At 72.6% G+C, this 24,193-nt stretch carries 22 protein-coding genes; 11 read left to right on the top strand and 11 right to left on the bottom strand.

Features of this window, described 5'->3' with window-relative positions; translation table 11 throughout:
* Positions 1-86 precede the first annotated feature (86 nt).
* The gene (locus Q2K19_RS15210; protein WP_302771637.1) at positions 87-497 is read left to right on the top strand and encodes a DUF5319 domain-containing protein; all 411 of its coding nucleotides are present in this window, start codon (positions 87-89) and stop codon (positions 495-497) included.
* A 7-nt stretch (positions 498-504) separates the two neighbouring features.
* Here Q2K19_RS15210 and Q2K19_RS15205 read toward each other — a convergent pair whose 3' ends face one another.
* Complete coding sequence (locus Q2K19_RS15205) at positions 505-1,329, bottom strand: helix-turn-helix transcriptional regulator (protein WP_302771636.1); 825 nt, start codon at positions 1,327-1,329, stop codon at positions 505-507.
* Positions 1,330-1,584: 255 nt separating this feature from the next.
* Between Q2K19_RS15205 and Q2K19_RS15200 the strand changes: the two genes are divergently transcribed.
* From Q2K19_RS15200 to Q2K19_RS15190, 3 genes are all read left to right on the top strand, one after another.
* Entirely contained in the window at positions 1,585-1,968 is a 384-nt protein-coding gene (locus Q2K19_RS15200) for a WhiB family transcriptional regulator (protein ID WP_302771634.1), read from the top strand.
* 107 nt (positions 1,969-2,075) lie between these two features.
* Positions 2,076-2,984, top strand: a complete 909-nt coding sequence (locus tag Q2K19_RS15195) for a LysR family transcriptional regulator (RefSeq protein WP_302771632.1) — start codon at positions 2,076-2,078, stop codon at positions 2,982-2,984.
* A 142-nt stretch (positions 2,985-3,126) separates the two neighbouring features.
* Positions 3,127-3,873: an SDR family NAD(P)-dependent oxidoreductase gene (locus tag Q2K19_RS15190; protein ID WP_302771630.1), complete on the top strand. Its 747-nt coding sequence runs from the start codon at positions 3,127-3,129 to the stop codon at positions 3,871-3,873.
* Between the two features lie 111 nt (positions 3,874-3,984).
* Here Q2K19_RS15190 and Q2K19_RS15185 read toward each other — a convergent pair whose 3' ends face one another.
* The 4 genes from Q2K19_RS15185 to groES form a co-directional block, all read right to left on the bottom strand.
* Positions 3,985-5,154: a low temperature requirement protein A gene (locus Q2K19_RS15185; RefSeq protein ID WP_302771628.1), complete on the bottom strand. Its 1,170-nt coding sequence runs from the start codon at positions 5,152-5,154 to the stop codon at positions 3,985-3,987.
* 56 nt (positions 5,155-5,210) lie between these two features.
* Positions 5,211-6,911, bottom strand: coding sequence for a molybdopterin-dependent oxidoreductase (locus Q2K19_RS15180; RefSeq protein ID WP_302771627.1), 1,701 nt, complete (start codon positions 6,909-6,911; stop codon positions 5,211-5,213).
* Positions 6,912-7,034: 123 nt separating this feature from the next.
* The gene (gene groL, locus Q2K19_RS15175) at positions 7,035-8,681 is read right to left on the bottom strand and encodes a chaperonin GroEL (protein ID WP_302771626.1); all 1,647 of its coding nucleotides are present in this window, start codon (positions 8,679-8,681) and stop codon (positions 7,035-7,037) included.
* Between the two features lie 70 nt (positions 8,682-8,751).
* Positions 8,752-9,066, bottom strand: a complete 315-nt coding sequence (groES, locus tag Q2K19_RS15170; protein WP_089005269.1) for a co-chaperone GroES — start codon at positions 9,064-9,066, stop codon at positions 8,752-8,754.
* Positions 9,067-9,441: 375 nt separating this feature from the next.
* Between groES and Q2K19_RS15165 the strand changes: the two genes are divergently transcribed.
* The 6 genes from Q2K19_RS15165 (at position 9,442) to Q2K19_RS15140 (ending at position 16,499) form a co-directional block, all read left to right on the top strand.
* Entirely contained in the window at positions 9,442-10,671 is a 1,230-nt protein-coding gene (locus Q2K19_RS15165; RefSeq protein ID WP_302771621.1) for a THUMP-like domain-containing protein, read from the top strand.
* 47 nt (positions 10,672-10,718) lie between these two features.
* On the top strand, positions 10,719-11,198 hold the full coding sequence (gene ybaK, locus Q2K19_RS15160) for a Cys-tRNA(Pro) deacylase (RefSeq protein WP_302771619.1): 480 nt from the start codon (positions 10,719-10,721) through the stop codon (positions 11,196-11,198).
* Between the two features lie 404 nt (positions 11,199-11,602).
* Complete coding sequence (gene mmsA, locus Q2K19_RS15155; protein ID WP_302772502.1) at positions 11,603-13,123, top strand: multiple monosaccharide ABC transporter ATP-binding protein; 1,521 nt, start codon at positions 11,603-11,605, stop codon at positions 13,121-13,123.
* Positions 13,120-14,418 carry a multiple monosaccharide ABC transporter permease gene (gene mmsB / locus Q2K19_RS15150; protein ID WP_302771617.1) on the top strand — a complete coding sequence of 433 codons (1,299 nt, stop codon included), beginning with the start codon at positions 13,120-13,122 and terminating at the stop codon, positions 14,416-14,418. The genes mmsA and mmsB overlap by 4 nt, the downstream gene beginning before the upstream one ends.
* A gap of 52 nt (positions 14,419-14,470) precedes the next feature.
* Complete coding sequence (locus tag Q2K19_RS15145; RefSeq protein ID WP_302771615.1) at positions 14,471-15,571, top strand: substrate-binding domain-containing protein; 1,101 nt, start codon at positions 14,471-14,473, stop codon at positions 15,569-15,571.
* 196 nt (positions 15,572-15,767) lie between these two features.
* Positions 15,768-16,499 (top strand): DUF4142 domain-containing protein, encoded by a 732-nt coding sequence (locus Q2K19_RS15140; protein ID WP_302771614.1) that lies wholly within the window; start codon positions 15,768-15,770, stop codon positions 16,497-16,499.
* 14 nt (positions 16,500-16,513) lie between these two features.
* Here the strand turns inward: Q2K19_RS15140 and Q2K19_RS15135 are convergent, their stop codons facing one another.
* The 6 genes from Q2K19_RS15135 to tsaB form a co-directional block, all read right to left on the bottom strand.
* Entirely contained in the window at positions 16,514-18,262 is a 1,749-nt protein-coding gene (locus tag Q2K19_RS15135) for an ABC transporter ATP-binding protein (protein WP_302771613.1), read from the bottom strand.
* Positions 18,259-19,965, bottom strand: a complete 1,707-nt coding sequence (locus Q2K19_RS15130; RefSeq protein ID WP_302771611.1) for an ABC transporter transmembrane domain-containing protein — start codon at positions 19,963-19,965, stop codon at positions 18,259-18,261. The genes Q2K19_RS15135 and Q2K19_RS15130 overlap by 4 nt, the downstream gene beginning before the upstream one ends.
* A 70-nt stretch (positions 19,966-20,035) precedes the next feature.
* A complete protein-coding gene (locus Q2K19_RS15125; protein ID WP_302771610.1) occupies positions 20,036-20,290 on the bottom strand; it encodes a hypothetical protein in 255 nt (84 codons plus the stop codon).
* A 16-nt stretch (positions 20,291-20,306) separates the two neighbouring features.
* Positions 20,307-21,353, bottom strand: a complete 1,047-nt coding sequence (gene tsaD / locus Q2K19_RS15120) for a tRNA (adenosine(37)-N6)-threonylcarbamoyltransferase complex transferase subunit TsaD (protein ID WP_302771609.1) — start codon at positions 21,351-21,353, stop codon at positions 20,307-20,309.
* 5 nt (positions 21,354-21,358) lie between these two features.
* On the bottom strand, positions 21,359-21,811 hold the full coding sequence (gene rimI / locus Q2K19_RS15115; RefSeq protein WP_302771607.1) for a ribosomal protein S18-alanine N-acetyltransferase: 453 nt from the start codon (positions 21,809-21,811) through the stop codon (positions 21,359-21,361).
* Positions 21,808-22,485: a tRNA (adenosine(37)-N6)-threonylcarbamoyltransferase complex dimerization subunit type 1 TsaB gene (gene tsaB, locus Q2K19_RS15110; RefSeq protein WP_302771605.1), complete on the bottom strand. Its 678-nt coding sequence runs from the start codon at positions 22,483-22,485 to the stop codon at positions 21,808-21,810. Before tsaB ends, rimI begins: the two co-directional genes overlap by 4 nt.
* Before the next feature lie 434 nt (positions 22,486-22,919).
* Here tsaB and Q2K19_RS15105 point away from each other — a divergent pair, with 434 nt between their 5' ends.
* Positions 22,920-24,182 (top strand): ISL3 family transposase, encoded by a 1,263-nt coding sequence (locus tag Q2K19_RS15105; protein WP_302762472.1) that lies wholly within the window; start codon positions 22,920-22,922, stop codon positions 24,180-24,182.
* Positions 24,183-24,193 lie beyond the last annotated feature (11 nt).

Here is a 24,193-nt window from a genome sequence, read left to right as displayed (position 1 = left end):
CCCGGCAGCGGCGGGCCCCGGCAGGCCGTGCCACACGCAGTCCCCTGGGGCGGACTTTCCGGCGCGTCGGGGACTACGGTGAGGGGGTGCACGACGAGCCCATGGACCCGTTCAACGGCGACCCGGCCGATCCGGCCGCCGGCCTGCACGACCCGCGCGAGGACGACCCGCTCGACCCGCTGACCGAGGTCGAGCGGCAGGACGTCCTGGAGGACCTCGCCGACCTGGAGATCTACCAGGCGCTGCTCCAGCCGATCGGGGTCCGGGGCCTGGTCATCGAGTGCGAGGACTGCCGCGAGCCGCACTACTTCGACTGGGACCTCCTCCGGGGCAACCTGCGGCACCTGCTCAACTCCGGTCGCCCGCGGGTGCACGAGCCGGCCTACGACCCGGATCCGGACCACTACGTCAGCTGGGACTACGCCCGGGGCTACGCCGACGGCGTGCACGACACCCTGACCGAGGGCACCGAGGACGAGACCCCCGCCGGGGACTGACCGGCGCTCAGGCGACCAGGCCGGCACGGAAGCCGGCGGCCACCGCGTGCGCCCGGTCGCGGGCGCCCAACTTGCGGAAGAGCCGCCGGGCGTGCGTCTTGACCGTGTCCTCCGAGACGAACAGCTCCCGGCCGATCTCCGCGTTGCTCTTCCCCTCGGCCATGCCGAGCAGCACCTGGAGCTCACGCTCGGTGAGCCCGATCGCGCTGCGGGGGCCCCGGGAGCCCGCGCGCGGCGCAGTGGTCGCCGGCGTCGGCTCCGGCTCACCGGCCGTCGGTTCGGCCGGGTCGTCCCCGCGTTGCACCGGCACCATGGTCGGCGCGTTGCCAGGCCCCTCCGCCGCCCCCGCCGGCCAGGCCGGCGTCGACCCGCTCGGGGTGCGCCCGGGCGCGGCCGACCGGACCGGTCCGCCGACCGCGGCGGCGTCCCGGGCCGGGTCGGTCACCCGGTTCCGGGTGGCCCGTCCGGGCGCGGCGAGCAGCAGCAGGGCCTTCGCCACCGCGCTGGTCAGGTCGTGGTCCGCGCCCTGGATCAGCCCGCGCGCCCCGGCGTTGATGGTGGCGGCCGCCGCCTCGGACTCCTCCGTGCCGAGCAGCACCACGGCGGCCTGGGGCGCCCGGGCGAGCACCCGGCGGACGAACCCCGCGCTGTCCGGCCGGGTGAGGGCGGTGTCGGCGAGGATCACATCGACCGGCCGCTCGGCGAGCCGCAACATCACCTCGGGATCGGAGACGGCGGTCCGCAGGACGCCGGACAGCCCGAGCCGCGCCGCCGCGGAGGTCAGATGCTGGGCCGCGAGTGGTGTCCGAACGCACACGAGAACGCTACGCACAGTGGTCTCCTCTCCGCCTCAGAGCAGACCATGACGGCGTCGGCTCGGGAGGAGGTTCCGGGCAATCATCCGAACTTTTCCGGCAGATGGGGCATATGCCGCTAGTTGTCCGAGGTTTTCGATCACAGATGTGTGAGCGCGGGAAAGCCCGGGTACCGAGGGGTCCAGACCGGAACCGGCGTCCCGCGCGGGCCCGCCGCCCGGTAGCTCGCCACAAAGGATTCTCCGCGGTGCCGCGCGGGAGGAGGGGTGCTGATGTCGAACGTACGTAGGCTGCCTGGACCCATCGTCGACCTGTGGGACTGGCAGCGGCTCGGTGCCTGCCGGGGCCGGGACAGCGCCCAGTTCTTCCACCCCGACGGCGAGCGCGGCTCCTCGCGACTGCGCCGCGAGTCGGGCGCCAAGGCGGTCTGCCGGAGCTGCCCCGTGCGCGCCGAGTGCGCCGCGCACGCCCTGTCGGTCCGCGAGCCCTACGGCGTGTGGGGCGGGTTCAGCGAGGCGGAGCGGCTGCGCCTGCTCGCCCTCGGCTGGGAGGACCTGGCCGACCGCCGGCAGACCCGGGTGGACGTCGCCCGGCTGGAGGCCCGCCTCGGCCGGCCGCACAAGACCGCCGTGCCGGACCAGCGCAAGATCGCCTGATCCACCGACACCGACCAACCCGACGCCGCGCCCGGTAGGGCGCGGCGTCGGCATATGCCCGCCCCGGACCGCCCGGGAGCCACGGGTGGGCGTGGTGTGATGGGCCGGTGGAACTGCGGGAAATGCGGGCGTTCGTGGCGGTCGTCGAGGAAGGGAGCCTGTCCGCGGCCGCACGGCGGATGCATGTGAGTCAGCCCGCACTGTCGCAGACCATGAACGCGCTGGAGCGACAGCTCGGCGTGCAACTGGTGGTCCGCGGCAGCACCGGCGTGCGGGCCACCGAGCCGGGCATGACCCTGCTGGCGGAGGCGCGCGCCGTCCTCGCGCGGTACGACCAGGCGGTGGCCGCGGTCACCCGGCACGCCGCGGCGGGCGGCGGCCTCCTCCGGCTCGGCATCCCGCTGGAGCTTCCTCCCGACCTGCTGACCAGACCGCTCGCCGACCTCGCCACCGCCTACCCGGATACCCGGGTCCAGGCCCGCCACATGTCCACCGCGGCACAGCTCACCGCGCTGCGCCAGAGCGAGCTCGACGTCGGGCTGGTCCGCGAACACCCGATCGGCCTCGACCTGGACGCCGTACTGGCCGTCGAGGAGCGGCTGGGCGTGCTGCTGGCCACCACCCGGGCCGCCGCGCTCGCCGGGCCGGACGGGATCCGGCTCGACGCGCTCGCCGGGCTGGACTGGGTCGGTTTCCCCCGCTCCGGCAGCCCCGCCTGGTACGACGAACTCACCGCGATCCTGCGCAGTCACGGGCTGGATCTCGGGCCCGCCGCACCGGAAGGGCAGGAGCTGATCGCCGAGGTGAAACTCGCGGCCGTGACCGCAGGCGGAGCGTTCGCGCTGGCGCCGCCCGACTTCTCGCCGCCGCTCCCGGCCTCGGTCACCTGGTCGCCACTGGTCGGGCATCCCCTGATCCGGCGCACCTGGGCGGTGTGGCCGGCCAGCTCCCGCCGCCGCGACCTCGGCCAGCTGATTGCCGCCCTGGAGATCCGGCGGCCGGAGCAGGTCCGCTAGGCCGCCGGGCGGTTCGCTTATGGCCGCCATAAGTGACGCCATCGACTCGCCGGGAAAGCTCGATCCCCCCGCCGACTTTCACCTACTGGTCGGGACAGCCCCGACCGAAGTCGCAGCTTTGCGGAACAGAAGTGGGTGAACGATGAGCACAGCATTGCAGGGCAGGTCGGCGCTGGTCACCGGTGGCAACAGCGGCATCGGCCGGGCGGCCGCCAAGGCGCTCGCCGACCTCGGCGCGCACGTGGTGATCTCCGGCCGGGACGCCGAGCGGGGCGACCAGGTGGTCCGCGACATCCGGGCGAGCGGTGGCCGGGCCGACTTCGTCGCCATCGACCTGCGCGACGAGGCCTCGGCCCGAAAGCTGGCCGCACGGACCAGGGAGCTGGCCGGCCACGTGGACATCCTGGTCAACAACGCCGGGATCTATCCGTTCGGCCCGACCGAGCTGACGACCGAGCAGACCTTCGACGAGGTGTTCTCGCTGAACGTGAAGGTGCCGTACTTCCTGGTCGCCGAGCTCGCCCCGGAGATGGTGAAGCGGGGCGAGGGCTCGATCATCAACCTGACCACCATGGTCGCCGAGTTCGGCCAGGCGGGGATGGGCCTGTACGGGGCCAGCAAGGCCGCGCTGGTGCTGCTCACCAAGTCGTGGGCCGCCGAGTACGGGCCGCACGGGGTCCGGGTCAACGCGGTCAGCCCCGGCCCGACCCGCACCGAGGGCACCGCCGGCATGGGCGATGACTTCGACCAGTTGGCGACGACGCTCCCGGCCCGCCGGCCCGGCTCGGCCGAGGAGATCGCCGAGGCGATCATCTTCCTGGCGACCGACCGGGCGAGCTTCGTGCACGGCGCGATCCTGCCCGTCGACGGTGGGCGCATCGCCGTCTGAGTTCGTTCGGCCGGGCCGCCGCGGCCCGCTCCCGCATGCCGTGGAGCGGGCCGCGTGCCCTGCGTGCGGCGTCGACCGGGCGAGGGCCGGTCACCCCCGGCGCTCCGGCGGTCACCGACGCGGGCCCGACGCGGAGCGCTGCTCGACGACCGCCAGCACCACCCAGGCCGCCGCGCTGAGCGACACCGCCACCAGCGGCGGCGGCCCCGCCAGGGCGATCACCAGCGCGACGAGCGCCAGCCCGGCCTGGGTCAGCGCGACCGGCCGGCTGACCGACAGGCTGATCCCCCGGTAGATGATGACGCAACCGGCCATCATCGCCAGCTGGCTGCCGCCCAGCAGCCGCGCGGCCACCTCGTGGCCGGGTCCCTGATGCGCCGCCGCCTTCGCCGCCAGCTCGACGGCGACACTCGCGGTCACGATCGCCGCGTAGACCACCAGGTGGCCGTAGGCGTAGAAGTAGCTGCGGACGGTCGCCTGCCGTCCGGCGCGCAGCACCCGGTTGCCCGCCTCGCTGTCGTACGTGGCGAGGAAGTACACCCACCACACCCCGCAGGCGATGACGAACCCGGCGACGCCGATCGCCACCGAGCTCGGTTGCCAGCCACTGGCGTCGATACCGTTCGCGACGGCCAGCACCGCCTCCCCGAGCACCACGATGGTGAACAGGCCGAACCGTTCGGGCATGTGCGACTTCTGGGTGGGTGCCCGGGACACCAGGGCGTACGCCAGCGGCCCGGCGATCGCGGCGTTGACGGCCAGGGCGACCGCCCAGACCCCGTACCGCAGCGGTGGCGGCGCCAGCAGCGAACCGAACCAGAGCACGGCGGCGGAGAGGAAGCCGCCGGCGTTCCACCAGCAGAACTCGCGCGCCTCGACGTCGATCCGGCCCACCACCCCGTACGCGGCGGTGAGCAGCACCAGCAGCAGCCCGTACGCCACCGCGAAGCGCTCCGCGTCGGCGGCGCTCGCGCTCGGCAGGGCGGCGGAGAGGGCCAGCACTCCCAGCATCGCGGCGAGCTGCACCAGTCGGCTCGGTGGACGGTCGTCGTCGAACAGGTCGGCGAAGTAGGAGAAGCTGAACCACAACCACCAGATCGTGCTGATCAGGCCGGCGTAGACCAACAGCCCGCGCGTCGACGGATCGTCCAGCAGCAGCTGGCCGAGCCGGAACACCGCGACCACGAACACCAGGTCGAAGAAGAGTTCCAGCCAGCTGGCCCGCCGGGCGGTCCCGTAGCCGTGGATCAGCGACCGCCTGCGTCCCTGCCCCGCCTCCACCGGATGAGGCTAACGAGGGGCCGGCCCGGAATATCCGGATTCCGCGGGGTGACCCGTCAGCGCACGGCGACCTTGACAGTGTGCCAGCCGGTGGCGCCGTCCGGCGCGACCGGACGGCGCTGCGCGGTCTGGGTCACCCCGTCGGCGTCGGTGGCCCGGACCTGGAGGGTGTGCTCCCCGGGAGTGGCGTCCCAGCGCCACGACCACTGCACCCAGGTGTCCACCGAGACCGTCGGGGCGAGCGTCGCCTCCCGCCACAGGCCGCCGTCGACGCGTACCTCGACCCGGCGGATGCCGCGGTGCTGGGCCCAGGCCACCCCGGCCACCATGACCGCGCCGGCGGTGAGCCGGTTGCGCGGGCCCGGGGTGTCGATCCGGGACTCCGTCTTGATCGGCCCCTGGGCCGCCCACCCCCGCGGCACCCAGTACGCGTCGAAGTCGGCGAAGCTGGTCAGCTCCAGCTCGGTCACCCACTTGCACGCCGAGACGTACCCGTAGAGCCCGGGGACCACCATCCGCACCGGGAAGCCGTGCGCCACCGGCAGCGGCTCGCCGTTCATCCCCACCGCGAGCAGCGCGTCCCGCCCGTCGCGGAGCACCGCCGTCGGGGTGCCGCAGGTCCAGCCGTCGACCGAGCGCCCGACCACCTGGTCCGCGCCGTCCTCCGGGTCGGCCTCGTCCAGCAGTTCCTTGATCGGTACGCCCAGCCAGCGGGCGTTGCCGATCAGGTCCCCGCCCACCTCGTTGGAGACGCAGGCCAGCGTCACGTACCGCTCGACCATGGGCCGGGCCAGCAGGTCGGCGAAGCTCAACTCGATCGGGTTGCGGACCCGGCCGTGGATGCGCAGCCGCCAGGTCGCCGGGTCCACCTGCGGCACCACCAGCGCGGTGTCGATCCGGTAGAAGCCGCTGTTCGGGGTCACGTACGGGGCGAGCTGGGCCAGCGACAGGTCGGCGCCGGCCGGCGCCGCCGGCGCGGCGGCCGACGGGGTGGGCAGGGTTACCGACTGGCGGGCCGCCGAGACGCCGCGCCGCCCGGCGAGCCAGTGCCCGCCGAGCCCGGCCACCGCCGCCGCGCCCAGCAGCGCCCCCGCCCCGGTCAGGAACCGCCGCCGCCCCTCCTGGTCGGCCTCGTCCCCGCGCTCCCCGGGCCGACCCGCCGCCCGGGCACCGATGGGTGCCGGCTCCCCCGGCCGGACCTCGGGCCCGCCCACCGGACCGGCCGACGTGGGTTCGGCGGGCGCGGCCGGGGCGGTCGGCCCGGCGGGACCGGCCGGCGCGCCGGATCCCGCGGGGGTGGGCGGGGACCAGGACCAGAGGTCGGGGGCCAGCGGACCGGCCAGCAGCAGCCACAGCGTCAGCCCGCCCAGTGCCGCCCCGACCAGCGCGGGGAGTGCCGCGGCGGGGCCCGCGCCGGGCCGGGTCAGCGCGGCGACCACCCCGAGGGCGGCGAACGCGGCGATGCCGGCCAGGCCGATCCGGAGCCGCCGGGCGGCCAGCACGCCGAGCAGCGCGGCGAACGCGGCCAGCAGCACCCCGGTCCCGATCAGCAGGGCGATCTTGTCGTGGGTGCCGAAGAGCGAGATGGCGAGATGCTTCAGCGACTCGGGCACCAGGTCGACCACCAGCCCGCCGACCGCGATCAGCGGCGCGGATCGGGGTCCGGTGAGGACGGCCACCGGTTCGGCGGCGCCGATGGCCACGGCCGCGGCGGTGACCCCGGCCAGCGCGGCGTGGCCGCGGGAGATGCTGCTCACGCCGACCAGTGTTGTCGAGCCGACCGGGCGGCCGCCAACCACGTCAGCGTTCCGTAACCAGATACGGATCAGGGCGCACCGCCGGGAAGGCGGTGCGCCCTGACTCAGGCCGTAGGCGTGGGATCAGAAGCCCGGGCCGTGCTGGTGACCGTGGCCGTGGCCGTGGCCGTGGCCGCCGGCGGCGGCCGGCTCGGCCTTCTCCGGCTTCTCCACCACCAGGCTCTCGGTGGTGAGCAGCAGGCCGGCGATCGACGCGGCGTTGGCGACCGCGTTACGGGTCACCTTCACCGGGTCGATGATGCCGGACTTGACCAGGTCGACGTACTCGCCGTTGGCCGCGTTGAGGCCGTTGCCCCAGTCCTGGCCGACGACCTTCTGCACCACCACGTAGCCGTCGTGGCCGGCGTTCTGGGCGATCCAGCGCAGCGGCTCGACCAGCGCCTTGCGCACGATCGAGACGCCGACCTTCTCGTCGCCGGTGAGGCCCAGGTCGCCGTCGAGCACCGGGAGGATCTGGGCCAGGGCGGCACCGCCACCCGGGACCGTGCCCTCCTCGACCGCCGCCTTGGTCGCCGCGATGGCGTCCTCGATGCGGTGCTTGCGCTCCTTCATCTCGACCTCGGTGGCCGCGCCGACCTTGATCACCGCGATGCCGCCGGAGAGCTTCGCCAGCCGCTCGGCCAGCTTCTCCCGGTCCCACTCGGAGTCCGAGGCCTCGATCTCCTTGCGGATCTGGGCGACCCGGTCGGCGACCTCGGCGGACTGGCCGCCGCCGTCGACGACGGTGGTGTTCTCCTTGTCGACCACCACGCGGCGGGCGGTGCCGAGCACCTCCAGGCCGACCTGGTCGAGCTTGTAGCCCAGCTCCGGGGCGACCAGCTCGGCGCCGGTCAGGATCGCCATGTCCTGGAGCATCGCCTTGCGGCGGTCGCCGAAGCCGGGGGCCTTCACCGCACAGACCTTGATGGTCTTGCGGATCGCGTTGACCACCAGCGTGGACAGGGCCTGGCCCTCGACGTCCTCGGCCACGATCAGAAGCGGCTTGTTGTTCTGGAGGACCTTCTCCAGCAGCGGCAGCAGCTCCTCGATCGCCGAGATCTTCTGCGTGGTGATCAGGATGTACGGGTCCTCCAGGACCGCCTCCTGCCCCTCCACGTCGGTGACGAAGTTCGGCGAGATGAAGCCCTTGTCGAACTGGAGACCCTCGGTGACCTCAAGCTCGGTGGTCAGGGCGGAGCCCTCCTCGACGGTGATGACACCGTCGCGGCCGACCTTCTCCATCGCCTCGGCGATCAGCTCGCCGATGGTGGCGTCCTGCGCGGAGATCGTCGCGACGTGCGCGATCGACTCCTTGTCGGCGACCTCCACGGCCTTGCCGAGCAGCGCCTCGGAGACCTTGCCGGCCGCCGCGTCGATGCCCCGCTTGAGGCCGGTCGGGTTGGCCCCGGCGGTCACGTTGCGCAGGCCCTCGCGGACCATGGCCTGGGCCAGCACGGTCGCGGTGGTGGTCCCGTCGCCGGCGACGTCGTTGGTCTTGGTCGCCACCTCCTTGACCAGCTGCGCGCCGAGGTTCTCGTACGGGTTGGTGAGCTCGATCTCCTTGGCGATCGTCACGCCGTCGTTGGTGATCGTGGGCGCACCAAACTTCTTGTCCAGGACGACGTTGCGCCCCCGCGGGCCGAGAGTGACCTTGACCGCGTCCGCGAGGGCGTTGACACCGTGCTCCAGCAGGTGCCGGGCGTCGTCCGAGAAGCTCAGGATCTTCGCCATCAATATCCCTTCGAAGCGTCGCTGCCCCGGCCCGGCGAGCCGGACCGGGGCAGCGACACTGATCGGTTGCTTACTTCTCGATGACCGCGAGGACGTCGCGGGCGGAGAGCACCAGGTACTCCTCGCCGGCGTACTTGACCTCGGTGCCGCCGTACTTCGAGTAGAGAACGGTGTCGCCGACCTTGACGTCGAGCGGCACGCGGTTGCCCTTGTCGTCGATCCGGCCCGGGCCGACAGCGAGGACGGTGCCCTCCTGCGGCTTCTCCTTGGCGGTGTCGGGGATCACGATGCCCGAGGCGGTGGTGGTCTCGGCCTCGTTCGCCTGGACCACGATGCGGTCCTCGAGCGGCTTGATCGCAACCTTGGTCGCGGTAGTCACGGGCATACCCTCCTGGGGTACTGGTTTCGTTACCGGTCGACCGGGGCCGACCAGTGTCAATCTGCCACATGCCACCGGGCGGGGCCGTCGTCGCGGGTGCCGGTCCGCCTGGCGTTAAACCCCCGGGCACCGGGCCCGGGCGTTGGCACCCTCAGGGCGAGAGTGCTAACTCGCAGGTTATTCCTCGGCTAGCACTCCGTCAAGGAGAGTGCCAACCCGCCACCCCTCGTGTCGCCGGCGCCGAGCCGTCCGGACAGCAAGGACCCGTCCGGTCCGGTGTTCACCTTCGAACCGCGACCTGGCGGGCCTTCGTGGCCGCCACCCCCGTCCGGCGCTGACACCACCGTCCGGACGGTCCGGCCGGGGCCGGAGAATGGGCGCGTGGATCTGGACCAGCTCGCCGCCCTGCGTACCCCCGAGGGGTCGGCCGCGCTCGCCGCGGCCGCCCGGGTGGCCGGCGGCGACCCGCTGGCCGCGGCGGCGGCGCTCCGCTCGGCCGGGGTGCCGGCCGGACTCGCGGCGGCGGCACTGACGCAGGCCGAGCTGCGCCGCCGGGCGGTGGGCAAGTTCGGGCCGGAGGCCGACGGCATGTTCCTCACCCGCCCCGGGCTGGAGCAGGCCACCCGCCGGGTGGTCGCCGACCGGCGGGCCGCGCGCCTGCACGCCGCCGGGGTGCGCACCCTCGCCGACCTGGGTTGCGGCCTCGGCGCGGACGCGCTCGCCGCCGCCCGCGCCGGCATCCGCGTGTACGGGGTGGAGGCCGACCCGGTGACCGCCGCGATGGCCGCCGCGAACGCCGAGGCGGCCGGGCTGGGCGCGTGGTTCACCGTGGAGTGCGGGGACGCGACGGCGTTCGACGTCAGCCGGGTGGAGGCGGTCTTCTGCGACCCGGCCCGGCGGGCGGCGGGCACCGGACGGCGGATCTTCGACCCGAACGCCTACTCGCCGCCCTGGGACTTCGTCACCGGGCTGGCCGAGCGGGTGCCGCGCACGGTGGTCAAGGTGGCCCCCGGCCTGGACCACGGGCTGATCCCGGCGGGCGCCGAGGCCGAATGGGTCAGCGTGGACGGCGACCTGGTCGAGGCGGCGCTCTGGTGCGGCGCGCTGGCCGAGGTGCCCCGCCGCGCGACCGTGTTGAAGGAAGGGCCCCTTCTTAACGCCTCCGGTAGAGCAGGGGTCCCCTCTTATCAGCCTTATCAGCTGACCGGCTCGGGCGAGATCGAGGCAACCGTCGGGCCGGTCCGCCGCTTCTTGTACGACCCGGACCCGGCGGTGGTCCGCGCCCACCTGGTCGCCGAGCTGGCCACCACGCTGGGCGGGAACCTGGCCGACCCGAGCATCGCGTACCTGTACGCCGACGAGCGCGTGACCACGCCCTTCGCCCGCTGCCTGGAGGTCACGGACGTGCTGCCGTTCTCGCTGAAGCGGCTGCGCGCCCTGCTCCGCGAGCGCCGGGTCGGCCGGGTGGAGATCCTCAAGCGCGGCTCGGCGCTGGAGCCGGAGCGGCTGCGGCGGGACCTGAAGCTGGCCGGGGACGCCTCGGCCAGCCTGGTGCTGACCCGGGTGGCCGGCGCGCCGACGGTCCTGCTCTGCCGGCCGGTTCCCGGCTGACGGTTTCTCCCTCGCCCGCGCGCCCCGGCCGGGTTAGCTTGTCGGGCATGGCGGGACAGGGCACTCCGGCGACGGCACTGCTGACCAAGCGGAAGATCGCCCACCGCACCCACCCGTACGACGTCTCCCCCGAGGCGCCGAACTACGGCGCGCTGGTCGCGGCGGCCCTCGGCGTACCGGCGGAGCAGGTGTTCAAGTCGCTGGTCACCGAGGTCGACGGCGCGCTCACCGTGGCGGTCGTCCCGGTCACCGGCGAGCTGGACCTCAAGGCGCTGGCCGCCGCGCGCGGTGGCAAGCGGGCGGCCATGGCGGACCGGACGGTCGCCGAGCGGGCCACCGGGTACGTCCGCGGCGGGATAAGTCCGCTCGGCCAGCGCAAGCGGCTGCCCACCGTGGTCGACGCGTCGGCGCTGGACCACCCGACCGTCTACGTCTCGGCGGGCCGCCGGGGCCTGCAGGTGCAACTCGCCCCGGCGGATCTGGTCGCGCTGACCGACGCCGTCACCGCCCCCATCGCGGCCCGCTGAACGGCCGGCGGCAAGAGACCTCTGGCACACTGCACCCGGCCCCGGGCGTCCGTGCCGGGGCGACGGCCGAGAAGTTCCGGAACCAGGGCCCTCTACCGCTCCGCGCCACCATTGCCGATGATGTCGAGCAGGCCGGTGCGGTACACCCCGGACGGCCCGAACGACATCCAACGGAATTGTGATATCGCTCACATTCAGGTGTCAGTCCGATATTGGACTTGCCTGTGAGCGCCCTTTATTGCAGGATTGTTACCCTTTTTTCAGGCCCGAAGCTTGTGAAAGTCCTTCCACCCGCAATAGGTTGCACTGGCAACTAAGGCAAGTGGAACCCAGTCCCTCGCGGAGGCATCCATGACAGTCGTGAGGCGGGCCGAACAGTGAGCGAGACGCCGATCCTGTTGGAGATGCGCGGCATCACCAAGGAGTTCCCCGGGGTCAAGGCTCTCTCCGACGTCAACCTTGTGGTGCGCGCCGGCGAGATCCACGCGATCTGCGGCGAGAACGGTGCCGGCAAGTCCACCCTGATGAAGGTGCTCAGCGGGGTCTACCCGTACGGCACGTACGACGGCGACATCTTCTATCAGGGGACCGAAACTCGCTTTTCCGACATTCGGGCCAGTGAACACGCCGGGATCGTCATCATCCATCAGGAACTCGCCCTGATTCCGGACATGTCGATCGCCGAGAACATCTTTCTCGGTAACGAGCCTCGCAAACGAGGCGCGATCGACTGGAAGTCCGCGAACCGGATGGCGCTCGAACTGATGGCCCGGGTCGGTCTGAGCGAGGACCCGGACACCCTGGTCAAGGACATCGGTGTCGGCAAGCAGCAGCTGGTGGAGATCGCCAAGGCGTTCGCCAAGGACGTCAAGCTGCTCATCCTGGACGAACCGACCGCCGCGCTGAACGAGGCCGACTCCCAGCACCTGCTGGACCTGCTGCGCGGCTTCCGCGAGCGGGGCATCACCTCGATCATGATCTCGCACAAGCTCAACGAGATCGAGGCGATCGCCGACCAGATCACCATCCTGCGGGACGGGAAGACGGTCGAGACGCTCGAGGTCAAGGCGGGCGACGTCGATGAGGACCGGATCGTGCGGGGCATGGTCGGCCGCCAGCTGAGCAGCCGGTTCCCGGACCACACGCCGAAGATCGGCGAGGTCTTCTTCGAGGTCCGCGACTGGAACGTCCGGCACCCGATCTCCGCCGAGCGCCAGGTCTGCAAGAACGAGAGCTTCGTCGTACGTCGGGGGGAGATCGTCGGCTTCGCCGGGCTGATGGGCGCGGGCCGCACCGAGCTGGCCATGAGCGTCTTCGGGCGCTCCTACGGCGTGTACGAGTCCGGCACGATCGTCAAGGACGGCAAGCCGGTCGTCCTGAAGTCGGTCGCCGACGCCATCGCCCACGGACTTGCCTACGTCAGCGAGGACCGCAAGGCCATCGGGCTGAACCTGCTCGACGACATCAAGGCGTCCACGGTGTCCGCCAAGCTGTCCAAGATCTCCCGGCACGGCGTGCTGGACGAGGTCGAGGAGTACCGGGCCGCCGAGTCGTACCGCAAGGAACTGCGGACGAAGGCCCCGACCGTCGACGAGAGCGTCTCCAAGCTCTCCGGCGGCAACCAGCAGAAGGTCGTGCTGGCGAAGTGGATGTTCACCGACCCCGATCTACTGATCCTCGACGAGCCGACCCGCGGCATCGACGTGGGCGCCAAGTACGAGATCTACGGCATCATCCAGCGGCTCGCCGACCAGGGGAAGGGCGTCGTCGTCATCTCCTCGGAACTGCCTGAGCTGATCGGGCTGTGCGACCGCATCTACACCGTGTTCGAAGGCACCATCACCGGCGAGATCGCCCGGCAGGACGCGGACCCGGAAACCCTCATGAAGCAGATGACCTCGACGAAGAAGATGCAGACACGATGAGCCGACTGAAGGACCTGCAGAAGAACCTCTTCGGAGGCACCACCTCCAACGCCCGCCAGTTCGGGATGATCTTCACGCTGGTGGCGATCGTCGTCCTGTTCCAGATCCTGACCGACGGCCTGACCCTGCGGTCGGACAACCTGATCGCGCTGTTCCAGCAGAACTCGTACATCCTGATCCTGGCCATCGGCATGCTCATGGTGATCGTCGCCGGGCACATCGACCTGTCGGTCGGCTCGATCGCCGCCTTCGCCGGCATCCTGGTGGCCAAGTCGATGGCGGAGTGGTCGCTGCCGTGGCCCGCGGCCATCCTGTTCGGCCTGGTGATCGGCGCGATCATCGGCGCCTGGCAGGGCTTCTGGGTCGCCTACATCGGGGTGCCGGCGTTCATCGTCACCCTGGCGGGCATGCTGCTCTTCCGCGGCGGCAACCAGTTCATCGGCAACGCGAACACCATCCCGGTGCCCGAAGGCTTCCGGGTGATCGGCGCCGGGTTCCTGCCCGAGGTCGGCCCGGACACGGGCTACAACAACCTGACGCTGCTGCTCGGCCTCGCCGGGTGCGTGGCCGTGGTGTGGCGGGAGCTCAAGGCCCGCCGGACGCGCCGGGAGATGGACGCCGATCCCGCCCCGATGTGGATCTCGGTGCTGCGGATGGCCGTCATGGTCGGCGTCATCGTCTTCGTCGCGCTGCGCTTCGCCAGCGGCCGCGTCGGCACCAGCTTCCCGGTCTCCGGCATCATCCTGGTGGCGCTGCTCCTGGCCTACTCCTTCTACACCCGCAACACCGCCGGCGGCCGGCACATCTACGCCGTCGGCGGCAACTCCCGAGCCGCCGAGCTGTCCGGTGTCAAGCTCAAGCGGGTCAACTTCTTCGTCATGATGAACATGTCGATTCTGGCCGCACTGGCCGGCATGATCTTCGTGGCCCGGTCGGCGGCCTCCGGCCCGCAGGACGGCAACGGCTGGGAGCTGGACGCGATCGCCGCGGTCTTCATCGGTGGCGCGGCCGTCTCCGGCGGTATCGGCACCATCAGCGGCTCGGTCGTCGGCGGTCTGGTCATGGCCGTGCTCAACAACGGCCTGCAACTCCTCGGCGTCGGCACCGACCGGGTCCAGATCATCAAGGGCCTGGTTCTGCTGCTGGCCGTCGCGCTCGACGTCTACAACAAGCGCCAGGGCCGGTTCTCCATCATCGGCAGCATCATGCGTAACTTCCGCCATGACGGAACCAGAACGGCCACGTCGTCGTCCGACGTGGACCGCGAGCCCGCCAAGGCCTCGGTGCCCGGCTGACGGTCACCGACCCCCACCCCGTATCACCACTTCAGAAGGGCACTCCCTAGTCATGCGCAATCTCATCGGCAAGTCGGTGGCCATCGGTGCCATCGCGGCGCTTGCTCTGACCGCTTGCGGCTCCGGCCGCGACGGGGGCACCGACGGATCGAAGGCCGAGACCAAGGGCTTCGCGGCGGACTCGCTGATCGGCGTGGCCCTGCCGTCCAAGACCTCGGAGAACTGGGTTCTCGCCGGCGACCTGTTCACCAACGGCCTGAAGGAGGCCGGCTTCAAGAGCGACGTGCAGTACGCGGGCGCGTCGACCACGGTCGCCGACCAGCAGGCGCAGATCACCGCCATGGTCACCAAGGGCGCCAAGGTCATCGTCATCGGTGCGACCGACGCCTCGCAGCTGTCGACCCAGGTCGCCGCCGCGCACGCGGCCGGCGCGAAGGTCATCGCCTACGACCGGCTGATCAAGAACACGCCGGACCTCGACTACTACGTCGCGTTCGACAACTTCAAGGTCGGCCAGCTCCAGGGCCAGGCCCTGCTGGACGGCATGAAGGCCAAGAAGCCGAACGGCCCGTACAACATCGAGCTCTTCTCCGGCTCGCCGGACGACAACAACGCCGGTGTCTTCTTCGACGGCGCGATGAGCGTGCTCAAGCCGGAGATCGACAAGGGCAACCTGGTCGTCGCCTCGAAGCAGACCGACGTCAAGCAGACCGCCATCCAGGGCTGGAAGGCCGAGGGTGCGCAGGCCCGCATGGACCAGCTGCTGACCTCGGCCTACGGCAGCAAGACGCTGGACGGCGTCCTCTCTCCGAACGACACCCTCGCCCGCGCGATCATCACCTCGGTCAAGAGCGCCGGCAAGCCGATCCCGGTCGTCACCGGCCAGGACTCGGAGGTCGAGTCGGTCAAGTCGATCATGGCTGGCGAGCAGTACATGACGATCAACAAGGACACCCGGAACCTGGTCAAGCAGACCATCGAAATGGTGAAGGCGCTGCAGGCCGGTAACGCCCCCGAGGTGAACGACACCAAGTCCTACAACAACGGCGTCAAGGTCGTCGACACGTACCTGCTCCCGCCGGTCGCCGTCACCAAGGCGAACGCGGCCGAGGCGTACGCGAACGACCCGAAGCTCTCGCCGCTGACCAAGTAACACCCGGCGCTCGTCGCCACGAAGGGTCCCGGAGTCCGCTCCGGGACCCTTCGTCGTTGCGGGATCCGCCAGCCAACTCGACCGGCGCTGAACCGAGCGGGCCGGTGATCCGTACCAGTGTCCGGACGGACGGCCGGCAGGGTGCGGCCGCCCGGGACAACCGCGTACCGGTCCGGACCGAGGAGGCACCGCAACCATGGCACCGCTGGAATCCGCACGCCGCCGGGTGGCGCACCGGGTGGCGCTGCTGCTCGTCGCGCTCGTCGCGGGGATCGGCATCCTTCCCGGCCCGGCGACGGCCGCGCCCGGACAGCAGCTCAACGCCGCCGACATGACCCTGCTGAACGGCGTACGGCTGGCCGGCCTCTGGGAGATGCCGGCCGGGCAGATGGCCGCCGAGAAGGGCCAGTCGGCCCGGGTACGCGAGATCGGCGCGGAGATCGCGCGTCAGCACGGCGTGCTGGACCAGCTCGTGGTCGAGGCGGCGAACAAGCTGGGCGCCACCCTGCCGACGGAGCCGACGACCGAGCAGAAGGGGTGGCTGAGCGAGCTGCAGAACGCCACCGGCGCCCGGTTCGACCAGATCTTCGTGACCCGGCTCCGGGTGGCCCACGGCAAGATCTTCCCGGTGATCGGCGCGGTCCGGGCCAGCACCCGGGACCCGATCGTGCGCAAGCTCGCCGAGCAGGCGAACACGTTCGTCAACGACCACATGACGATGCTGGAGAGCACCGGGCTGGTCCGCTGGCAGCAGCTCCCGCCCGCCGCGCTGCCCCCGGCGCAGAGCGACTCGCTGGTCGCCGCGGCCGGGGCCAACATCGGCAGCGGCGGCGGCGTCCAGGTCAGCACCACGGTGGTGTGGGCGGTCTTCCTCCTCGCCCTGCTCACCGGCGGCTACGCCACCTGGCGCATCCTGCGCCGCAACTGACGCCGTCCGTTCGCTCACCCGTGCCAGGAGCGCCAGAGGGCGGCGTACGAGCCACCGGCCGCGACCAGTTCGTCGTGCGACCCCAGCTCGGTGATCCGGCCGTCCTCGACCACCGCCACCCGGTCCGCGTCATGCGCGGAGAAGAGCCGGTGCGCGATCGCGATCACCGTACGGCCCTGGAGCACCGCGGCCAGCGAGCGCTCCAGCGCCCGGGCCGCCCGCGGGTCGATCAGCGAGGTGGCCTCGTCCAGCACCAGCGTGTGCGGGTCGGCGAGCACCAGCCGGGCCAGCGCGAGCTGCTGCGCCTGGGCCGGCGAGAGCGGATGCCCGCCCGAACCGACCCGGGTGTCCAGCCCGTCCGGCAGCGCCTCCGCCCAGCCCAGCGCCTCGACGGCGGCCAGCGCCGCGCGCACCTCGGCGGCGTCGGCGTTCGGGCGGACCATCGCCACGTTGTCGGTCAGCGTGCCGATGAAGACGTGGTGCTCCTGGCTGACCAGCGCAACGTGGGTCCGCAGCTCGGCCAGGGGCAGCTCGGCGAGCGGCCGGCCGTCCACGGCCACCGAGCCGGCGCGGGGCACGTGCACCCCGGCCAGCAACCGGCCCAGGGTGGACTTGCCCGCCCCGGACGGGCCGACCATGGCCAGCTTCTCCCCCGGCCGGGGCACCAGGGTCACCCCGTGCAGCACGTCGCGGCCGTCCCGGTACGCGTACCGCACGTCGTGGGCGGCGAGCCGGCCGTCGGCGGGGACGCGCGGCCCGGCGGGCGGGGTGGCCGGAGCGTCCGGCTGGTCGGCGGTGACGCCGAGCAGCCGGGCCAGCGAGGCGCCGCCGACCTGGAACTCGTCCAGCCAGGAGAGCAGCCGGTCGACCGGGTCCACCAACTGCTGGGCGTAGAGGGTGGCCGCGGTGACCTGGCCGAGGCTCACCCAGCCCTCCAGGTAGAACCAGCCGCCGAGCAGCAGGGTGCCGACCACCGGCAGCAGGTAGCCGATCTCGGCGACCGGGAAGAAGACCGTCCGCAACTTCAGCGTGTAGAGCTCGGCCGCGTACGACCGGCGGATGTCGGTGTCGCTGCGGGCCCGGCGGCGGGCCCGCTGGCGCAGGGCCTCGGTGGTCCGCGCCCCCTCGACCGTCTCGCTGATCCCGTCGGTGATGTCGGAGTAGGCGGCGTTCTCCCGCAGGTACCCCTCCGGCGCCCGGCGCAGGTACCAGCGGGTGCCGGCCCAGAGCATCGGCACCGCGATCAGGCACGGCAGCACCAGCAGTGGCCCGGTCAGCGCCAGCGCGCCGAGGATCAGCAGCACGGTGACCGCCGAGATCAGCGTCTCGGGCGCGGCGAACCGGACCGTCCGGGAGAGCGCGGCGACATCCCGCGAGGTCCGGGTGAGCAGGTCGCCGGTGCCCGCCCGCTCCACCGTGGACAGCGGCAGGGCGAGCACCCGGTCGACGAACTCCTCACGCAGCTCGGCGAGGAGCCGCTCGCCGAGCCGGGCCGAGGCCAGGTGGGCGAAGCGGACCAGCACCGACTGGACCACCACGAAACCGGCGATCGCCAGGGCGACCCGGTCCACGGTCACTGCGCCGACGCCGCGCGAGATCCCCTCGACCAGGTCGCCGAGGAGCCGGGGCGCGACCAGGCCGGCGGCCGCGGCGAGCGCGTGCAGGCCGAGCGCCGCGGCCAGGCCGCGCGGGTGCCGGCGGGCCAGCTCCCGCGCGTACCGCCGGACCTGGTGGGCGTCGGCGACGGGCAGGGCGTTGCTCACCGGTCCTCCTCCCGGCTCACCGCGGCCGCGTACCGGGGCTCGGCGGCGAGCAGTTCGTCGTGGCGGCCCTCGGCGACCACCTTGCCGTCCTCCACGAAGACCACGTGCTCGGCGCGGCCGAGCACCAGCGGGCTGGTGGTGCAGACCAGCGTGGTCCGGCCGCACCGGGCCGCGCCCAGCCGGTCGGCGATCCGCGCCTCGGTGTGCGCGTCCACCGCGCTGGTCGGCTCGACCAGGATCAGCGTCTCCGGGTCGGCGACCAGCGCCCGGGCCAGCCGCAACCGCTGCCGCTGCCCGCCCGAGAACTCCCGCCCCCGCTCGGCCACCGTGCTGTCCAGGCCGGCGGGCAGCGCCTCGACGATGTCCGTCGCGCTCGCCGCGGCCAGCGCCGCCTCCACCGCGGGCCGGTCACCCCGGTCGTGCGGGTCGAGCTCCGCGCGCAGCGCCCCGCTGAAGAGCTGCGCGTCGTTGTCGGCGACCAGGATCCGCTCCCGCACCGTCGCCAGCGCCACGTCCCGCAGCGGTACGCCGTGCAGCGTCACGTCCGCGTCGACGTACCGGCCGAGCCGGTCGGCGATCTCGGCCGCGTCCTCGGGGGCGGTGGCGGCCAGCGCGGTGAACCGGCCCGGCCGCAGCACCAGCCCGGAGCGGACGTCCACCAGCTCGCCCGGCCCCTCGGGCAGCGGCACCGGGCGGGCCGGGTCGGTGAACTCCGGGGCGAGGCGGAGCAGCCGCACCACCCGGCGGGCCGCGACGTGTCCCCGCGTCAGCTTGTCGGCCGCCTCGGTGAGGTTGCGCAGCGGGCTGACCAGGAACGCCGTGTAGCCGTAGAACGAGACCAGCTCGCCCGCGCTGATCTCGCCGCGCAGGGCGAACCGGGCCCCGAGCCAGGTCACCAGCACCACGAAGGCACCCGGCAGCAGGATCTGCGCCGCCTGGAGCAGCGACTCGACCCGGGCCACCCGCAGGCCGTCCGCGCGCAGCGCCTGGGACTGCTCCCGGTACCGGGCGCCGAGCACCGGCTCGCCGCCCACGCCGCGCAGCACCCGCAGCCCGGAGACGATGTCCGCGGCGCGGGCGGTGAGCCGGCCGGTGGAGTCCCGGTACGCGACCTGCTGCCGGTGCAACGGCCGGAGCAGCAGCGCGACCAGCCCCATCAGCACCGGCACCCCGAGCACCACCACCAGGCCGAGCGGCAGGGACGCGGTGAGCAGGATCGTCGTCACCGTGGCGATGGCGACCACCGCGCCGGTGCCCCGGGCGGTGATGTCGACCGCGCCGCCGATGTGCTCGATGTCGGCCGTACCGATGCTCACCACCTCGCCCGCGGCGACCCGGCGGGGCAGCGCGGCGCCCAGGCGGTTGGTGGCGTCCACGGTGACCTGCACGGTCCGGTACGCCGCGCCGAGCCAGTTGCGCACCGCGCAGCGGTGCCGCAGGATGCCGGCGGTCGCCTGGACGAGGCCCAGCCCGAGCAGGACGAGGCCCCAGCGGAGCAGCGCGTCTGGGTCGCGCTGGGCGAGGCCGGCGTCGACGGCCCGGCCGACGGCGGCGGGCATCAGCGCCTGGGCCACCATCCAGATGACACCGAGGGCGATGGCGGCACCGAAGTACACGGGGTGTCGACCGGCGAGCCAGACCAGGTAACGGGTGGCGGACCGGGCGTCGGGGGTGCCGGGATCGCCGGCGGGTGCGAAGCGCATGACGTCCCGACGCTAGGTGCCGGGCCGGGCCCGGCGCCAACCAATTCCCGCCGGTCAGGCGGGCTCCGGATCAGCGATCGACCTGCGTGAAGTCCCAGCTGTGCGGGGGCCGGGCGACCAGGCGCATGGGTGGCTCGGGCAGGTCCCGGGGCGCGCTGCGCCATTTCGAGATGACCACCAGCCGGTGGTCGGTGGAGGAGAACACCTCGCTGGACAGGTGCAGCGGGTCGTGCTCGAACTCGGGCAGCGCGGTCTCGCACACCCAGGTGATCAGGTCGGCGAAGCCGTACGGCTCGGCCTTCGCCTCCCACATCCGGACGATCACGTCGGTCCTCTCCCGGTCAGACGCTGACCACGGTCAGCGGCATCGCGGAGTCGGCCGGCAGGTCCAGCCGGCTCGGGGCGACACCCGCGGCGACCAGGTGCGAGCCGAGCGCGGCCACCATGGCGCCGTTGTCGGTGCAGAGCTTCGGCCGGGGCGTCCGCACCCGGACGCCGTGCTTCGCCGCGCGGTGCTCGGCCATCGCCCGCAGCCGGGAGTTGGCGGCCACCCCGCCGCCGATCACCAGGGTGTCGATGCCGCTGCTCCGGCAGGCGTCGAGCGCCTTGCCGACCAGCACGTCGCAGACCGCCTCCTGGAAGGACGCGGCCACATCGGCCACCGGAACCGGTTCGCCGGCCCGCTGCCGCGCCTCCACCCAGCGGGCCACCGCGGTCTTGAGGCCCGAGAAGGAGAAGTCGTAACGGTGGCCGGCCAGGTCCTTGGCGGCGGTCAGGCCGCGCGGGAAGGCGATCGCCGCCGGGTCGCCGGCCCGGGCCTCCCGGTCGATGTACGGGCCGCCCGGGAACGGCAGCCCGAGCAGCCGGGCCACCTTGTCGAACGCCTCGCCGGCGGCGTCGTCGATGGTCGCGCCGAGCGGGGTGACCTCCCGGGCCAGGTCGTCGATGCGCAGCAGCGAGGAGTGCCCACCCGAGACCAGCAGGGCGATCGCCGGCTCGGGCAGCGGACCGTGCTCCAGGGTGTCCACGGCCACGTGGGCGGCGAGGTGGTTCACCCCGTACACCGGCTTCTCGGCGGCCACCGCGTACCCCTTCGCGGCGGCGACGCCGACGAGCAGCGCACCCGCCAGGCCCGGACCGGAGGTGACCGCGATGGCGTCGATGTCCGCGATCGTCACCCCGGCCTCGCGCAGCGCCCGGTCCATGGTCGGCACGATCGCCTCCAGGTGGGCCCGGCTGGCCACCTCGGGCACCACGCCACCGAACCGGGCGTGCTCCTCGACGCTGGAGGCCAGCGCGTCGGCGAGCAGGGTGTGCCCGCGGACGATGCCGACCCCGGTCTCGTCGCAGGAGGTCTCGATGCCGAGGATCAGTGGTTCGTCAGCCATGCTCGTCAGTCCTCGTTGCGCTGCATGACCAGCGCGTCGGTGTTGCTCGGTTGGTAGTAGCCGCGGCGCACGCCGATCGGCTCGAAGCCGTACATCGCGTAGAGCCGCTGCGCCGGGCCGTTGTCCGCGGCGACCTCCAGCAGCGTGCTGCGCGCGCCCCGCCGGGCCGCCTCCGCCAGCAGCGCCTCGAGCAACTCCCGGCCGATCCCCCGCCGCTGGGCGTCCCGGCGGACCGCGATGTTCTGTACCCAGGCCTCGTCGGGCGGGGCCACCATCAGCCCGGCGTAGCCGAGGACGCTGCCGTCGTCGTCGCTGGCGACCAGGTAGAAGTGCCCGCTGGCCAGCTCGTTCCAGAACATCGCCGGGGACCACCGCTCGGCCCCGAAGAGGTCCGCCTCGATCGGCAGCACCTGGTCGATGTGCCACCACCGGAAGCGGTCGAGACGCACCCCACTCATGGGAGGACCGGCTTGTGCCCGGTCGCCGCGACGGCGTCCGGACGCCGCAGGTAGAGCGGGGTGAGCGGCTCGCCGGGGGCACCCGCGCGGATCCGCTCGGCGGCGAGGCGGGCCAGCGCCGTCGCGTCCGGGTAGCGGGGCTCCTCCCGCACCGGCAGGCCCAGGACGTCCGCGTACCGGTGCGCGCCGTCGCCGACCGCGACCGTGACGGCGAGGCCCCGGGCCCGCTCGGCGGCGACCGCGGGAGCGTCCACGTCCGGGCCGGCGATGCGCTGGCCGGCGCCGTCGTAGACGGCCCAGTAGACCTCCCGGCGCCGCGCGTCGCTGGCGGCCAGCACGGGCTCGCCGGCGGCCGCCGGGTGGCCGATCCCGTCCAGCGAGCAGACACCGTATGTGGGGATGCCGAGCACCTGGCCCATGGTGGCCGCGGTGACCAGGCCGACCCGCAACCCGGTGAACGGCCCGGGGCCGAGCCCGGCGACGATCGCGGCCAGGTCGGCGGGACGGGCGTCGGCGTCGGCCAGCACCGCGTCGACCTGCGGGGCGAGCAGCTCACCGTGCGCCCGGGCGTCGACCGTGCACCGCTGCGCGCGCGCCACCACGCCGGCCGCCGAGACCTCGACCAGGGCCGCGGTCACCGCGGGCGTCGAGGAGTCCACCACGAGTACGAGCACGGTAAGCCAGCCTAGCCGCCCTCCGCTCACGGCCGGTCACGACCTGTCCTCGACGACTGCCAGCGGGCGCGTCCGGGTGGCAGGCGTGGGGCATGGTCGGCCGGGCGACGGAGTCGGCGGCCGCAGATCAGGTCGGCGAACCGCCGTTCCGGCCTTGTCCGGCCGTCGCCGCATCTTCACCGCGCGGCCTGGCCGTCGGCCCCTCGGTTCGCCCCCCGCGCACAATTCGGGCAGAGCCAAGCCTGGCCGCGTCTGTTACTCGCCGTGACGCCCGCTGGGAGGCACACCACCAGTGAGCGATATGCCTCTGAGGCATAAATATGGGTCTTGTGGCGCATCTGTGGGTGGTGCGGTGCGTCGTTGATGGCGCACGCCGTTGTCCTGCCTAGGTTCTGGCTTGTCGAAGGTCAGAACTGGATGGGTGGGAGAACGGCGTGCGTTCTGCCAGGGTATGGGCTGGGCTGCTTGGGGTCGAGCAGGCGGTGGTGGAGGACGTCGAGTTCGACCCGGCCGAGTCGGTGTTGGTGGCTCGGGTGCGGGTGCGTAAGGCTGCTCGGCAGCGGTGTCCGCATTGCGGGCGGCGGTGTGCGCGGTATGACGCTGGTGTTCGTCGTCGGTGGCGGGCGTTGGATCTGGGCGTGGTGCGGGCGGTGATCGAGGCGGACGCGCCTCGGGTGTCGTGTCCGGTGCATGGGGTGGTGGTCGCGGCGGTCCCGTGGGCTCGTCATGGGGCGGGGCATACTCGGGCGTTCGACGCGACGGTGGCGTGGTTGGCGGTGCACACCACGAAGTCGGCGGTGTCGCGGTTGATGCGGATCAGTTGGCGCACCGTGGGGTCGATCGTGGCGCGGGTGTGGGCAGACACCGGTGGTCTGCAGGACCGGTATGACGGGTTGCGTCGTATCGGTATTGACGAGGTCAGCTACAAGAAGGGCCACCGGTATCTGAGCGTCGTGGTGGATCACGACACCGGTCGGCTGGTGTGGGCTGCGCCGGGCAAGAGCGCGGCGACGCTGAACGCGTTCTTCGACCTGCTCGGCCCGCAGCGCACGGCCGCGATCACCCACGTGTCCGCCGACGGCGCCGATTGGATCACCACGGTCATCCGTCGTCGCTGCCCGAACGCCGTCCGCTGCGCCGACCCGTTCCACGTCGTCGCTTGGGCCACCGACGCCGTCGACCGAGTTCGCCGGCAGGTGTGGAACGAGGCCACCGGCCGTGGGGCCGGCCGTCGTGGCGTCGCTATCGGTGAGGCCCGGATGTTGAAGAACACCCGCTGGGCGTTGTGGAAGAACCCGGAGAACCTGACCGAGGGTCAACGGGCCAAGCTCGACTGGATCGCCAAGACCCACCCCCGCCTGCACCGGGCATGGGCGCTCAAGGAAGGCCTGCGCTGCATTTTCAGCCTGGCCAAGACCAGCCCGACCGCCGCGGTCGAAGCCCTCGACAGGTGGATCGGCTGGGCCCGCCGCAGCCGCATCGACATCTTCATCGACCTGCAACGACGCGTCACCCGCCACCGCGACGCGATCATCGCCGCCATCGAACACGGCATGTCCAACGGCCGGATCGAGTCCGTCAACGCCAAGATCCGCCTACTCACCCGCATGGCCTTCGGCTTCCACTCCCCCGACGCCCTCATCGCCCTGGCCATGCTCAGCCTCGGCGGCCACCGGCCCCAACTCCCCGGCCGCTGACCCACACATCC

This window comes from Micromonospora sp. NBRC 110009, assembly GCF_030518795.1.
In the GTDB taxonomy this organism is placed as follows: Bacteria; Actinomycetota; Actinomycetes; order Mycobacteriales; family Micromonosporaceae; genus Micromonospora.
The sequence above is the reverse complement of the archived record's forward strand: the minus strand, read 5'-3'. Positions and strand labels throughout refer to the sequence as shown.

Excerpts from the sequence above, each read along its gene's own strand:
- Q2K19_RS15200 (WP_302771634.1), top strand. The coding sequence starts at position 1,585 with ATGTCGAACGTACGTAGGCTGCCTGGACCCATCGTCGACCTGTGGGAC.
- Q2K19_RS15190 (WP_302771630.1), top strand. The coding sequence starts at position 3,127 with ATGAGCACAGCATTGCAGGGCAGGTCGGCGCTGGTCACCGGTGGCAAC.
- groL (WP_302771626.1), bottom strand. The coding sequence starts at position 8,681 with ATGGCGAAGATCCTGAGCTTCTCGGACGACGCCCGGCACCTGCTGGAG.
- groES (WP_089005269.1), bottom strand. The coding sequence starts at position 9,066 with ATGCCCGTGACTACCGCGACCAAGGTTGCGATCAAGCCGCTCGAGGAC.
- ybaK (WP_302771619.1), top strand. The coding sequence starts at position 10,719 with ATGGCGGGACAGGGCACTCCGGCGACGGCACTGCTGACCAAGCGGAAG.
- mmsA (WP_302772502.1), top strand. The coding sequence starts at position 11,603 with ATGCGCGGCATCACCAAGGAGTTCCCCGGGGTCAAGGCTCTCTCCGAC.
- mmsB (WP_302771617.1), top strand. The coding sequence starts at position 13,120 with ATGAGCCGACTGAAGGACCTGCAGAAGAACCTCTTCGGAGGCACCACC.
- Q2K19_RS15145 (WP_302771615.1), top strand. The coding sequence starts at position 14,471 with ATGCGCAATCTCATCGGCAAGTCGGTGGCCATCGGTGCCATCGCGGCG.
- Q2K19_RS15140 (WP_302771614.1), top strand. The coding sequence starts at position 15,768 with ATGGCACCGCTGGAATCCGCACGCCGCCGGGTGGCGCACCGGGTGGCG.
- Q2K19_RS15130 (WP_302771611.1), bottom strand. The coding sequence starts at position 19,965 with ATGCGCTTCGCACCCGCCGGCGATCCCGGCACCCCCGACGCCCGGTCC.
- tsaD (WP_302771609.1), bottom strand. The coding sequence starts at position 21,353 with ATGGCTGACGAACCACTGATCCTCGGCATCGAGACCTCCTGCGACGAG.
- rimI (WP_302771607.1), bottom strand. The coding sequence starts at position 21,811 with ATGAGTGGGGTGCGTCTCGACCGCTTCCGGTGGTGGCACATCGACCAG.